This is a genomic window from Kitasatospora sp. NPDC093102, assembly GCF_040683915.1.
Lineage (GTDB): Bacteria > Actinomycetota > Actinomycetes > Streptomycetales > Streptomycetaceae > Kitasatospora.
Map to the genome: position 1 here is coordinate 463909 of NZ_JBFBFA010000001.1, position 12129 is coordinate 476037.

The window sequence follows — 12129 nt, forward strand, 5'->3', positions numbered from 1 at the left end:
GCCGGGTGACAGGGGTGCCGGGGGGGGCATCCCTGCCACCCGTACGCTGGTGGGCGTGCTGGTAGAAAACGACGCTCCCCTCGCCCCGCTGACCACGCTCCGGCTCGGCGGCCCGGCCCGCCGCCTGGTGACCGCCCACACCGACGACGAGGTGATCGCCGCCGTGCGCGAGGCCGACGCGGCCGGCGAGCCGCTGCTGGTCCTCGGCGGCGGCTCCAACCTGGTGATCGGCGACGCCGGCTTCCCCGGCACCGTGCTGCGGATCGCCACCGAGGGCTTCGTCCTGGACGGCACCGCGCTGGAGGTCGCGGCCGGCGAGACCTGGTCCGAGGTGGTCCGCCGGACCGTGCTGGACCACGACCTGGCGGGCATCGAGTTCCTGGCCGGCATCCCCGGCTCGGCGGGTGCCACCCCGGTGCAGAACGTGGGCGCGTACGGCCAGGAGGTCGCGCAGTCGATCACCGAGGTGGTCGCGTACGACCGCACCGCCGACGAGGTGGTCGTGCTCCCGAACGCCGAGTGCGCGTTCTCCTACCGGCACAGCCGCTTCAAGGCCGAGCCGGACCGCTACGTGGTGCTGCGGGTGCGGTTCCGGCTGGAGGACAACGGCGGGCTCTCCACCCCCGTCCGCTACGCCGAGACCGCCCGGCACCTGGGCGTCGAGCAGGGCGACCGGGTGGCGGTCGGCACGGCCTGGAACGCGGTGCTGCTGCTGCGCGCCGGCAAGGGCATGGTGCTGGACCCGGCGGACCACGACACCTGGTCGGCGGGCTCCTTCTTCACCAACCCGGTGCTCACGGCCGCGCAGTACGAGTCCTTCCGCACCCGCCCGGGCGCCGAGGACGCCCCCGCCTACCCGGCCCCGGAGGGCGGCACCAAGACCTCGGCGGCCTGGCTGATCGACCGGGCGGGCTTCGGCAAGGGCTACGGCAGCGGCCCGGCGACGCTCTCCACCAAGCACACCCTGGCGCTCACCAACCGGGGCTCGGCCACCGCCGACGACCTGCTGGACCTGGCCCGGGAGATCCGGGACGGGGTCCGCGAGGCCTTCGGGGTGGAGCTGGTGAACGAGCCGGTGATGGTCGGCGTCAAGCTCTAGACGGGCACGGCGGCCGCGTCCGCGGGGGCGTGGCCGTCCACCAGCCAGGCGTCGATGTCCGCCAGCAGCTCCTTGCGGACGGCCTCCGGCGCGACCGAGCCGCGCACCGACTGCCGCGCCAGCTCGGCGAGCTCGGCGTCGGAGAAGCCCAGCACGTCCCGGACCAGCTCGTACTGGGCGGCCAGCCGGCTGCCGAACAGCAGCGGGTCGTCCGCACCCAGTGCGAGCGGCACCCCGGCGTCGAAGAGCCGGCGCAGCGGGACCTCCTCGGGGTGCTCGTAGACGCCGAGCGAGACGTTGGAGGACGGGCAGACCTCGCAGGTGACCTGCCGGTCCGCCAGCCGCTCCATCAGCCGGGGGTCCTCGGCGGCCCGCACGCCGTGGCCGATCCGGCCGGCGCCCAGGTCGTCCAGGCAGTCCCGGACGGACTCCGGGCCGGACAGCTCACCGCCGTGCGGGGCCGCCAGCAGCCCGCCCTTGCGGGCGATCGCGAAGGCCCGGTCGAAGTCCCGGGCCAGGCCCCGGCGCTCGTCGTTGGAGAGGCCGAAGCCGACCACCCCGTGGTCGGCGTAGCGGACGGCCAGCCGGGCCAGCGTCCGGGCGTCCATCGGGGACTTCATCCGGTTGGCCGCGACCAGGACCCGGATGCCCACCCCGGTGGCCGCGGCGGCGTGCTCCACCGCGTCCAGGATCAGCTCCAGGGCGGGGATCAGCCCGCCCAGCCGGGGCGCGTAGGAGGTCGGGTCGACCTGGATCTCCAGCCAGCGGGAGCCGTCCCGCCGCTCGTCCTCGGCGGTCTCCAGGACCAGCCGGCGGATGTCCTCCTCGTCCCGCAGCACCGAGCGGGCGGTGTCGTACAGCCGCTGGAAGCGGAACCAGCCCCGCTCGTCGGTGGCCCGCAGCCGGGGCGGTTCGCCGGAGCTGAGCGCCTCCGGCAGCCGGACGCCGTGCTTGTCGGCCAGCTCCAGGAGGGTGGCGGGCCGCATCGATCCGGTGAAGTGCAGGTGCAGGTGGGCCTTCGGGAGGCCCCTGACGTCTCGCGGGTTCAACAGGCGTTCCATTCGCCGATACTGCCGTATACGGCCCCCGAACGGGAACCGCCCCCTATCCATCCCCCGAAGGGATGAAAGGGGGCGGCGTGCCGGGTGAAACCCGGGCGTCGGATTGACGTCGACTGCACGGACGTCGACCGCAGGGACGTCGACCGCGCGGCCGAGGTCAGTCGCGGGCCTCGCCGAGCAGCTTCTGGATCCGGCTGATGCCCTCGACCAGGTCCTCGTCGCCGAGCGCGTAGGAGAACCGCAGGTAGCCGGGGGTGCCGAAGGCCTCACCCGGGACGGCGGCGACCTCGACCTCGTCCAGGATCAGGCTCGCCAGCTCGCCGGAGGTCTGCGGGCGACGGCCGCGGATCTCCTTGCCCAGCAGGCCCTTGACCGACGGGTAGGCGTAGAAGGCGCCCTCGGGCTCGGGGCAGACGACGCCCTCGATCTCGTTGAGCATCCGCACGATGGTCCTGCGGCGGCGGTCGAAGGCGGTGCGCATCTCGTGCACCGCGGACAGGTCGCCGGCCACGGCGGCGATCGCGGCGCGCTGGGCGACGTTGGAGACGTTCGAGGTGGCGTGCGACTGCAGGTTGGTCGCGGCCTTGATCACGTCCTTGGGGGCGATCACCCAGCCCACCCGCCAGCCGGTCATCGCGTAGGTCTTGGCGACACCGTTGACCACGATGCACTTGTCGGCCAGCTCGGGCAGCAGGGCCGGCAGCGAGGTGAACTTCGCGTCGCCGTAGACCAGGTGCTCGTAGATCTCGTCGGTGAGCACCCACAGGCCGTGCTCCAGCGCCCAGCGGCCGATCGCCTCGGCCTCGGCCTCGGTGTACACCGCGCCGGTCGGGTTGGACGGCGAGACGAACAGCACCACCTTGGTGTTCTCGGTGCGGGCGGCCTCCAGCTGCTCGACCGAGACCTTGTAGCCGGTGGTCTCGTCGGCCACGACCTCCACCGGGACACCGCCGGCCAGCTGGATCGACTCCGGGTAGGTGGTCCAGTACGGCGCCGGGACGATGACCTCGTCGCCCGGGTCCAGGATCGCGGCGAAGGCCTCGTAGATCGCCTGCTTGCCACCGTTGGTGACCAGCACCTGGGAGGCGTCCACCTCGTAGCCGGAGTCGCGCAGCGTCTTGGCGGCGATCGCGGCCTTCAGCTCGGGCAGGCCACCCGCCGGGGTGTAGCGGTGGTTCTTCGGGTCGCGGCAGGCCTCGACGGCCGCCTCGACGATGTAGTCCGGCGTGGGGAAGTCGGGCTCGCCGGCACCGAAGCCGATCACCGGACGGCCGGCCGCCTTGAGGGCCTTGGCCTTGGCGTCCACGGCGAGGGTCGCGGACTCGGCGATCGCGCCGATCCGGGCGGAGACCCGGCGGTCGGCGGGGCGGATGGACTGGTCGGGCTGCGGGGTGGAAGCGCTCATGCCTGCATGGTCGCAGAACCCGGACGGACCGGGCATCGGGGTATCGGCATCCGTACGTTCCTGTCCGGATCGCGGCCCCGGCGATCCGGCGGCGCCGGCCCCGCCGGACCGGACATCCGCCGGGCGACCGGCCGGTCCGGAAGAAGAGGTTCGACCAAACACCCCTCGACCACGTACACTCGCTGCTCGACGGCCCGCCGAAAAACCGGAGCTTTCACCGCCTGTACAGACAGCGGGGGGAGATGCGGTAGGTTGGTCGCCACCGGAGCCGCGAGGCACCGTAGGGCAATAGCTCAATTGGTAGAGCACCGGTCTCCAAAACCGGCGGTTGGGGGTTCGAGTCCCTCTTGCCCTGCTGCTAGATCCGTTTTCAGCCCGTTCGCTCCACAGGAGTGAGCGGGCTTGATGCGGAGATGGCACCGATCAGCACCGCTAGCCGACTGGCCGTGCCCCACCGGGTGCGTGGCGAAGCTCGGCAGGACCCGGATTCAGGTGAGGACGAGTGACGGAGACCACGGGCTCCACCGCAACGCCTGAGAGCGGCAACCCCGAGGGTGCCGACGGCGCTGCCGAGACCACGTCGGCCGAGGGGTCGGGCAAGCGCGGCAACCGCGAGAAGAAGTCCGGCAAGCGGGCCAAGAAGGGCCTGTTCGCCCGCATCGGCCTGTTCTACCGCCAGATCATCGCGGAACTGCGCAAGGTCGTCTGGCCGACCCGCGGCGAGCTCACCAACTACACCGCTGTCGTGGTCACCTTCGTGGTGGTCGTGATGGCCTTCGTGGCCGGCCTGGACTACGGCCTCTCCAAGCTGAGCCTCTGGGTCTTCGGCTGACCGGCCGCCCCACCTCTCGAACAGCCTCCCGACCCGGGCCGGATCCTCGGCCCGGGTCGAGCTGTCGGCGCCGGACGTACGCGCGGTTACCGTGGACTCGGTACTGTTGAAGTCTCCGAGACCTCACCTGGCGCCCGCGTGAGCGGCCGTACGCCGGGCCGGTCGAGGAGCGCGCCACCTTCACCATCTCCAGGAAAGAAGCCGCCACCGTGTCTGAGTCCCCCCTGTACGACGCCGACGAGACCGTCCGCGAGGCGGATGTCGCCGCCGAGCTGGACGCGGCCGAGCTGGCTGACGACACCGAGTCCGCCGAGCAGATCGTCGACGCCGTGGACAGCGACGAGGACGAGGTCGAGGCGTACGACGAGGCCGAGGCCGGCGAGCCCGCCGAGGATGCCGCGCTGCACGTGGAGGGCGACGCCGAGTCCGCCGTCGCCGAGGAAGCCGCCGAGGAGGAGCCGGCCGACGAGGTCGACCCGGTCGCCAAGTTCCGCGAGGACCTGCGCTTCATGCCGGGCGAGTGGTACGTGATCCACACCTACGCCGGCTACGAGAACCGGGTGAAGCAGAACCTGGAGCAGCGCGCCGTCTCGCTGAACGTCGAGGAGTACATCTTCCAGGCCGAGGTGCCTCAGGAGGAGGTCGTCCAGATCAAGAACGGCGACCGCAAGACCATCCGCCAGAACAAGCTCCCCGGCTACGTCCTGGTGCGCATGGACCTCACCCCCGAGTCCTGGGGCGTCGTGCGCAACACCCCGGGTGTCACCGGCTTCGTCGGCAACGCCTACGACCCGTACCCGCTGACCCTGGACGAGGTCGTCAAGATGCTCGCCCCCGACGTCGAGCGCCAGGCCGCGAAGGAGGCCGGCAAGGCCTCGCCGGTCCGCCCGGTCGAGGTCCAGGTGCTGGACTTCGAGGTCGGCGACTCGGTCACCGTCACCGACGGCCCGTTCGCGACCCTCCAGGCGACCATCAACGAGATCAACCCGGACTCGAAGAAGGTCAAGGGCCTGGTCGAGATCTTCGGCCGGGAGACCCCGGTCGAGCTCTCCTTCGACCAGATCCAGAAGAACTAGTCGTACGCTCTTCGGATTCGGGGCGGGGCCGCGGGCCCTGCCCCGAATCCGTTTTGGTCCAGCGGCGCGGACGCGTTAGCCTGGTCCGATGTGTGTGCTGGCGGCCGGGTGTCGCCCCGGTTCCGCACGCACCAGCAATCACCTCTCGGAAGGACCCGGAGAGACATGCCTCCCAAGAAGAAGAAGGTCACGGGGCTTATCAAGCTCCAGATCAACGCCGGTGCGGCCAACCCGGCCCCGCCGGTCGGCCCCGCGCTGGGTCAGCACGGCGTCAACATCATGGAGTTCTGCAAGGCCTACAACGCTGCGACCGAGTCGCAGCGCGGCATGATCGTGCCGGTGGAGATCACGGTCTACGAGGACCGTTCCTTCACCTTCATCACGAAGACGCCGCCGGCCGCGCGCCTCATCCTGAAGGCCGCCGGTGTCGAGAAGGGCTCCAGCGAGCCGCACAAGACCAAGGTCGCGAAGCTCACCAGCGCCCAGGTCCGCGAGATCGCCACGACCAAGATGCCCGACCTGAACGCCAACGACCTGGACGCCGCGGAGAAGATCATCGCCGGCACCGCCCGGTCGATGGGCATCACCGTCGAGGGCTGATCTCCCCATCCGGGACAGATCGGCTCAGCCGTCCCCTGTGGTAGGGCCCGCGCAGGCCCGTGACACCACAACTCCATTCACCATTCAGGAGCAGCCATGAAGCGCAGCAAGGCCCTGAAGGCCGCGGACGCCCAGGTCGACCGCGAGCGCCTTTACGCCCCCCTCGAGGCCGTCCGCCTCGCCAAGGCGACCAGCACCACCAAGTTCGACGGCACCGTTGAGGTCGCCATGCGTCTGGGCGTCGACCCGCGCAAGGCCGACCAGATGGTCCGCAGCACCGTGATCCTCCCGCACGGCACCGGTAAGACCGCTCGGGTCCTGGTCTTCGCGACCGGCGAGCGTGCCGAGGCCGCGCGTGCTGCGGGCGCCGACATCGTCGGTGCCGACGAGCTGATCGACGAGGTCGCGAAGGGCAAGCTGGACTTCGACGCCGTCGTCGCCACCCCGGACCTCATGGGCAAGGTCGGCCGCCTCGGCCGCGTGCTCGGTCCCCGTGGTCTGATGCCGAACCCGAAGACCGGCACCGTGACCCCGGACGTCGCCAAGGCTGTCAACGACATCAAGGGCGGCAAGATCGAGTTCCGCGTCGACAAGCACTCGAACCTGCACTTCATCATCGGTAAGGCCTCCTTCACCGACGAGCAGCTGGTCGAGAACTACGCCGCCGCGCTGGACGAGGTGCTCCGCGCCAAGCCGTCCGCCGCCAAGGGTCGGTACATCAAGAAGACCGCCTTCTCGACCACCATGGGCCCCGGCATCCAGGTCGACCCGAACCGCACCCGCAACCTCCTCGTCGAGGAGGACCCGGCCGCGGTCTGAGCCCCAGCGCTCTAGAGCAGTCCGTACGGCGGGCCCGCACCCCCCTCACCCGGGGGTGCGGGCCCGCCGTCGTTCCCGGAACCGAGCCCGGCCGCGACCGGGGCCCGGGCCGGGAACGCCTGTGGGCCGGAACGGTTGCCGGATCGGGACACCGGCGGATGGGAACGACAGGCCGAACCGTCGTACGCTCTGCCGGTCAGACCACGTGGAGAAGCTGTGACCGCCGGAGTGTGCCGTGCCGCCCGCCCCTCGCCCCACCGTTCTCGTAGCGGCCCTGCTGCTGCTCGCCACCACCACCGGGTGCAGCCTGCTGGCCGCTCCGACCACCGGCACCCCCGGTGGGCCCGCGCCGGTGCCGCCCAAGCAGGTGGTGCTCTCGGCCGCGCAGATGCTGGACGACGCCGGCAGCGCCCGGATCGACGTGGTGCAGGAGGGCCCGGGCGGCCGGCGCACCGCGAGCGGCTCACTGGTCTGGGGCGCCTCGGACGAGGCTGCACTGACCGTCACCGACGAGCTGGGCAGCGGACGGCTGACCGTGAAGGACGGCGCGCTCGACCTCGTCTACCAGGGCGGCGCGGCCAAGCATGCGGAGCGGAGCACCGCCGAGTCGGTCGATCCCGGGGCGGGCCCCGACCCGGAGGGCTTCGCGGGCGGCTGGACGACCGCGCTGATCACCGGCCCGGGCGGCCGGGCGTACGCGGTCGCGCAGAGCGTCAAACTCGGCTCGCTCGGCGGCGAGCAGCTGGCCGGAGTGACCGCGGCGCACTACCAGGGCTCCGCGCCGGTGACCGAACTGTTCGGCAAGGACGAGGAGTTGAGCCCGCAGCGGCGCGCCGCCACACTGGACTGGTATCGGGAGCACGGGGTGACGGCGATCGGCTACGACGTCTGGGTCGGGCCCGGCATGCAGCTGCTGCGGCTGCGTGAGACGGTCCGGGGGAGTGCGGGAACCACGGTGACCACGACGGATGTCTCGGCTCCCGGGGCGGCGGACGCGACGCCCGCCGCGGGCGGGTGACGGGGAGCGGATATCCGGTGGGTGGGGATATCGACGATCCGTTAGAGTCCGCGTGAGAAGAACATGAGAAGAGCCGATGATCGGTTCTTCACGGGGGATGCAGATCTCACGGGGGGTGGTTTCATGCGCGCTCAGCGCCTCGCCTCGGCCGTCGCCACGGCGGCCGTCCTGTTCGGTGCGGTCACCGCCTGCGGAAGCAGCGGCGGCAGTGACACCAAGGGCGGTGACGCCAAGTCCGGTGACACCAAGGGCGGTGACACCAAGTCCGGTGACACCAAGGGCGGCGATCCGCTCGCGGCGGCGCCGGCCGGAGACCTCGGCAACGAGGCCGACCTGCTCAAGCTGCTCGGCTGATCCCGCGGGACCGTACGCCGAGCCCACAGGCAACAACCGGCTACCACCCCGGGAGCACCGCGCGCCCGGGGTCCTCAAGGGGGGAATCATGGCTGGAACCCGCAACACCGCCGTCGTCGTCGTCCTCGCCGCCCTGGCGCTGACCGCGACCGCGTGCAACAACAACGACGACAAGAGCGCCGCCCCGGCCGCGCCGACCACGGCCGCCGCCACCTCGGCCACCCCGTCGGCCGCCGCCCCGGCCACCGGCGCGAAGCCGGGGAAGGTCAGCCCGGCGGTCTTCCTGGAGCAGGTCACCCAGAAGACCAGCGCGGCCAAGTCGGCGAAGGTCGACGAGCTGATCAAGGTCGGCGAGATCACCATGAAGGGCAAGGGGGCGGTGTCCTGGGCCGACGGCCTGGAGGCCGACCTCACGATGGACCTGTCGGGCTCCCCGATGGCCAAGGTCCTGGAGCCGGTGACCGGCGGGCCGAACGTGCGGTACCTGTACACCAAGGACGCGATGTTCATGGGCATGGGCGGGAAGATCGTGAAGGACGGCGGCCCGCAGTGGGTGCGCTACAGCAAGGCCGACCTGGCCAAGGCGTCCGGCGGCACGACCGACCAGCTCCAGAGCGCCGACCCGGTGCAGGGCGTCCGGACCCTGATCGCCAGCGGCAAGGTCACCGAGGTCGGCCAGGAGACGGTGAACGGCAAGGCCACCACCCACTACACCGGCGTGCTCAGCGCCGCCGACGTGGCCAAGGCCACCAGCCAGGGCATGACCCAGGCGCAGGTCGAGCGGCTCAAGCAGAACCTGGACGCGGCCGGCGTCACCAGCGACCAGATCGACGTCTGGGTCGACGCCGACCAGCTCGTCGTCAAGCGGAGCGAGCAGGCCGAGACCAAGGCCGGGACGATGGACGTCACCGTCAACTACTCGGACTACGGCACCCCGGTGACCGCCTCCGCCCCGACGGACTTCATCGACCTCGCCGACATCCAGAAGGCCGGCGCCACCAGCTGATCCGCGCGGCCTGGGGCGACGGGGCACCGCCCGGCACCCCGTCGCCCCCGGGTGGTGTCCCGCCGCCGGGCCCGGCTCGGCCGACCCGGTGGATCCGCCCGCCCGAGGGGGGCCGCCGCCGGGCGGACCGGGGGCGGGTGGCAGGGTGGCCGGAACGAGGCCGCCGTCGGACGGGGCCGGGCGAGAGGGGAACGGACGATGGCGGGACGGCAGCGGTTGGCGGCGGTGGCCGTCGTCGTCCTGCTGACGAGCGGGCTGAGCGGCTGCGGCGGGGGCGGGGACGCACCCGCGACGCCGTCCGGCAGCCCGACCCCGACCAGCGCCTCGCCGTCCGCCGCCTCCCCGAGCGCCCAGGCCAAGCCGACCGACCGCTCGCCGCACGGGGTGCTGCTCTCCGCCCAGCTGGCCATGCAGACCGCCCGCCGGGCCAAGGTCAGCTACCGGCTCGGCGCGGACGCCGGGTCCGGCCCGCTGTTCTGGCAGCCCAAGACCGCGCTCCAGATCAAGCGCTCCACCCCGGCCGAGGCCGAGCAGCTGATCGTCGTGGACACCGTCGCCTACCAGGGCGGGGACACCGCCACCGCGGCCCGCCAGGGCGGGAAGCACTGGGAACGCTTCACCGTCCCGCCGGACGCGGACGGCCACAAGGAGATCCCGTACGCAGGGCTGATCGACCTGCTGAACCCGGTCGAGGCGCTGACCGCGGCCACCGCCGAGGGGACGGTGCCCGAATTCGTCGGCGAGGAGAAGTTCGAGGACTCGACCGTCGAGCACTACCGGGTCACCACCACCGCCGAGAAGTACGCGGCCGCCCAGACCCAGCTGACCCAGTCCCGCCGGGACGGCCTGCGGGCCGCGCTCGCGCCCGGCGGCTCGCTCTCGCTCACCCTGGACCTCTGGCTCAACGACAAGGACCAGCTGGTCCGGCTCCAGCGCACCGGCAGCGGGGACAGCGGCTTCGCGGACGACTCGGTGCTCTACACCGACCTCGCCGGGGCGCTGCTCTCGGCGCAGGCGCCGGCCGAGACGGACACCGTGGACACCGGCGTCCGGACGGTTTCCCCGCTGGCCCGCTGAGCCGCACCGGGCCGTGCCGGGCCGTGCCGTGTCGGGCCGTGTCGAGGGGCCCGGGGTTGCTCTGTCCGAGGGCGATTTGCACCTGACGAGCGGCTCCGGCTAGTCTGGCCGAAGCCAAAGACCGCTGGTTGTCGCCGCGCGCCCGTCAGGGAGCCGGTGGCCGAAGGATCTGCGCTTCGTCGCAGGCAGCCCGCGCAGGTGTGTCTGGAGCTTCGACCTCCGGGTCCGCGTTCGCGCGGCCGCCCGTCGAGGTCGTTCCGAGCCCCGTGCCCCTGCGCACCGGGGCTCATTGCATTTCCGCAAGAGCTTTCCTTCCGTCCGGTCGGTCCACGGCGACCTAGGTCGACTTTCGCGGTCGGCCCGACTTCGACATCACGGAAGGAGGCGTAAGCCTATGGCCAGGCCCGACAAGGCTGCTGCCGTCGCCGAGATCACGGACAAGTTCCGTGGCTCCTCCGCGGCGCTGCTGACCGAGTACCGCGGTCTCTCGGTGAAGCAGGTCAAGACCCTGCGTCGCTCGCTCGGCGACAACGCCGAGTACGCCGTGGTGAAGAACACGCTGACCAAGATCGCGGCCAACGAGGTCGGGATCACGGAGCTCGACGACCTGTTCACTGGTCCGACGGCTGTTGCCTTCGTCACCGGTGACCCGGTGGAGTCGGCGAAGGCTCTGCGTGACTTCGCCAAGGAGAACCCCGCTCTCATCATCAAGGGCGGTGTCCTTGACGGCAAGGCGCTGTCCGCCGATGAGATCAAGAAGCTCGCGGACCTCGAGTCCCGCGAGGTGCTGCTCGCCAAGCTGGCGGGTGCCCTGAAGGCCAAGCAGTCCCAGGCTGCCGCGCTCTTCCAGGCCCTGCCGTCGAAGCTCGTCCGCACCGTGGACGCGCTGCGCGACAAGGTCGAGCAGGGCGGTGCCGGTACGCCGGCTCCCGCCGCCGAGGAGACCGCGGCCGAGTAATCGGCCGGGGCCATGCCTCGCTGCGGGCCCGTACGCCCGCCAACCCGTACATCCGGCACCACCTGCCGATTTAGTGGAAGGACGCCAATCATGGCGAAGCTGACCCAGGACGAGCTGCTCGCGCAGTTCGAGGAGCTCACCCTCATCGAGCTGGCCGCCTTCGTGAAGGCCTTCGAGGAGAAGTTCGACGTCACCGCTGCCGCTCCGGTCGCCGTTGCCGCCGCCGGCGTTGCCGGCCCGGCCGCCGAGGCCGTTGAGGAGCAGGACGAGTTCGACGTCATCCTCGAGGCCGCTGGCGACAAGAAGATCCAGGTCATCAAGGAGGTGCGCACCCTGACCTCCCTCGGCCTGAAGGAGGCCAAGGACCTCGTTGACACCGCTGGTGCCAAGGTCCTGGAGAAGGTTGCCAAGGACGTTGCCGAGAAGGCCAAGGCTGCCCTCGAGGGCGCCGGCGCCAAGGTCACCGTCAAGTGATCTCGCGCCCCCTCTGAGGGGGCGTACGGCCGGGCCGATCACCCTTGCGGGTGGTCGGCCCGGCCTTTTCGCGTTCCCGGGGCGGGCCCGTTCGCCCGATCGGCCGGTCCGGGCCACCGGTGTGGCCGATGGCTCACTCGGCACCGTCGGTGCCGGGGGGTAGGGTGATCACCGTCGTCGAGGGCGGCCCCACCACGGCTTCTGTAACGCCGAGGGGGTCCGGATCGATAGACCGGTCGAGGCCCGCACCGCCGGTGGGCCCTTGACGAACCCGTCGTGGCGCGCGATTCTCAAGGCGCGAGTCCGCCCGGTTGGTTCGCCGCTGGATGCATAACCAGTGGCCCGGCGGG

13 protein-coding genes and 1 tRNA gene are annotated in these 12129 nt (G+C 71.5%); 12 read left to right on the top strand and 2 right to left on the bottom strand.

Annotation, left to right across the window (positions count from 1 at the left end; genetic code table 11):
• Positions 1–55 precede the first annotated feature (55 nt).
• Positions 56–1099, top strand: a complete 1044-nt coding sequence (locus tag AB0O11_RS02180) for a UDP-N-acetylmuramate dehydrogenase (RefSeq protein ID WP_363380854.1) — start codon at positions 56–58, stop codon at positions 1097–1099.
• Here AB0O11_RS02180 and AB0O11_RS02185 read toward each other — a convergent pair.
• Together AB0O11_RS02185 and AB0O11_RS02190 are read right to left on the bottom strand one after the other, a co-directional pair.
• Positions 1096–2160, bottom strand: a complete 1065-nt coding sequence (locus tag AB0O11_RS02185; RefSeq protein WP_363380856.1) for an adenosine deaminase — start codon at positions 2158–2160, stop codon at positions 1096–1098. The two genes, AB0O11_RS02180 and AB0O11_RS02185, sit on opposite strands and share 4 nt — an antisense overlap.
• 157 nt (positions 2161–2317) lie before the next feature.
• Positions 2318–3565 carry a pyridoxal phosphate-dependent aminotransferase gene (locus AB0O11_RS02190; RefSeq protein ID WP_363380859.1) on the bottom strand — a complete coding sequence of 416 codons (1248 nt, stop codon included), beginning with the start codon at positions 3563–3565 and terminating at the stop codon, positions 2318–2320.
• Positions 3566–3847: 282 nt separating this feature from the next.
• On the opposite strand from AB0O11_RS02190, the gene AB0O11_RS02195 reads away from it, so the two are divergent.
• The 11 genes from AB0O11_RS02195 to rplL all read left to right on the top strand — a co-directional run bounded on the left by AB0O11_RS02195 (position 3848) and on the right by rplL (position 11779).
• Positions 3848–3920: transfer RNA gene (locus AB0O11_RS02195), tRNA-Trp, on the top strand.
• Positions 3921–4067: 147 nt separating this feature from the next.
• Positions 4068–4397, top strand: a complete 330-nt coding sequence (gene secE / locus AB0O11_RS02200) for a preprotein translocase subunit SecE (RefSeq protein ID WP_363380861.1) — start codon at positions 4068–4070, stop codon at positions 4395–4397.
• A 209-nt stretch (positions 4398–4606) separates the two neighbouring features.
• Positions 4607–5473, top strand: coding sequence for a transcription termination/antitermination protein NusG (gene nusG, locus AB0O11_RS02205; protein WP_363380864.1), 867 nt, complete (start codon positions 4607–4609; stop codon positions 5471–5473).
• 165 nt (positions 5474–5638) lie between these two features.
• Positions 5639–6073: a 50S ribosomal protein L11 gene (gene rplK / locus AB0O11_RS02210; RefSeq protein WP_153461023.1), complete on the top strand. Its 435-nt coding sequence runs from the start codon at positions 5639–5641 to the stop codon at positions 6071–6073.
• 96 nt (positions 6074–6169) lie between these two features.
• Positions 6170–6892 (top strand): 50S ribosomal protein L1, encoded by a 723-nt coding sequence (gene rplA / locus AB0O11_RS02215; RefSeq protein ID WP_207809814.1) that lies wholly within the window; start codon positions 6170–6172, stop codon positions 6890–6892.
• Positions 6893–7127: 235 nt separating this feature from the next.
• Positions 7128–7910: a hypothetical protein gene (locus AB0O11_RS02220; protein WP_363380867.1), complete on the top strand. Its 783-nt coding sequence runs from the start codon at positions 7128–7130 to the stop codon at positions 7908–7910.
• Positions 7911–8033: 123 nt separating this feature from the next.
• A complete protein-coding gene (locus AB0O11_RS02225; RefSeq protein WP_363380869.1) occupies positions 8034–8264 on the top strand; it encodes a hypothetical protein in 231 nt (76 codons plus the stop codon).
• A gap of 88 nt (positions 8265–8352) precedes the next feature.
• Complete coding sequence (locus tag AB0O11_RS02230; protein ID WP_363380872.1) at positions 8353–9270, top strand: hypothetical protein; 918 nt, start codon at positions 8353–8355, stop codon at positions 9268–9270.
• A gap of 198 nt (positions 9271–9468) precedes the next feature.
• Positions 9469–10347 (top strand): hypothetical protein, encoded by an 879-nt coding sequence (locus tag AB0O11_RS02235; protein WP_363380876.1) that lies wholly within the window; start codon positions 9469–9471, stop codon positions 10345–10347.
• A 394-nt stretch (positions 10348–10741) separates the two neighbouring features.
• Entirely contained in the window at positions 10742–11305 is a 564-nt protein-coding gene (gene rplJ, locus AB0O11_RS02240) for a 50S ribosomal protein L10 (protein ID WP_363380879.1), read from the top strand.
• A 90-nt stretch (positions 11306–11395) separates the two neighbouring features.
• Positions 11396–11779 carry a 50S ribosomal protein L7/L12 gene (rplL, locus tag AB0O11_RS02245; protein ID WP_224278207.1) on the top strand — a complete coding sequence of 128 codons (384 nt, stop codon included), beginning with the start codon at positions 11396–11398 and terminating at the stop codon, positions 11777–11779.
• Positions 11780–12129 lie beyond the last annotated feature (350 nt).

Coding starts and splice junctions, on each gene's coding strand:
- AB0O11_RS02190 (WP_363380859.1), bottom strand. CDS start 3,565: ATGAGCGCTTCCACCCCGCAGCCCGACCAGTCCATCCGCCCCGCCGAC.
- AB0O11_RS02225 (WP_363380869.1), top strand. CDS start 8,034: ATGCGCGCTCAGCGCCTCGCCTCGGCCGTCGCCACGGCGGCCGTCCTG.
- AB0O11_RS02185 (WP_363380856.1), bottom strand. CDS start 2,160: ATGGAACGCCTGTTGAACCCGCGAGACGTCAGGGGCCTCCCGAAGGCC.
- AB0O11_RS02235 (WP_363380876.1), top strand. CDS start 9,469: ATGGCGGGACGGCAGCGGTTGGCGGCGGTGGCCGTCGTCGTCCTGCTG.
- rplA (WP_207809814.1), top strand. CDS start 6,170: ATGAAGCGCAGCAAGGCCCTGAAGGCCGCGGACGCCCAGGTCGACCGC.
- rplK (WP_153461023.1), top strand. CDS start 5,639: ATGCCTCCCAAGAAGAAGAAGGTCACGGGGCTTATCAAGCTCCAGATC.
- AB0O11_RS02230 (WP_363380872.1), top strand. CDS start 8,353: ATGGCTGGAACCCGCAACACCGCCGTCGTCGTCGTCCTCGCCGCCCTG.
- rplJ (WP_363380879.1), top strand. CDS start 10,742: ATGGCCAGGCCCGACAAGGCTGCTGCCGTCGCCGAGATCACGGACAAG.
- rplL (WP_224278207.1), top strand. CDS start 11,396: ATGGCGAAGCTGACCCAGGACGAGCTGCTCGCGCAGTTCGAGGAGCTC.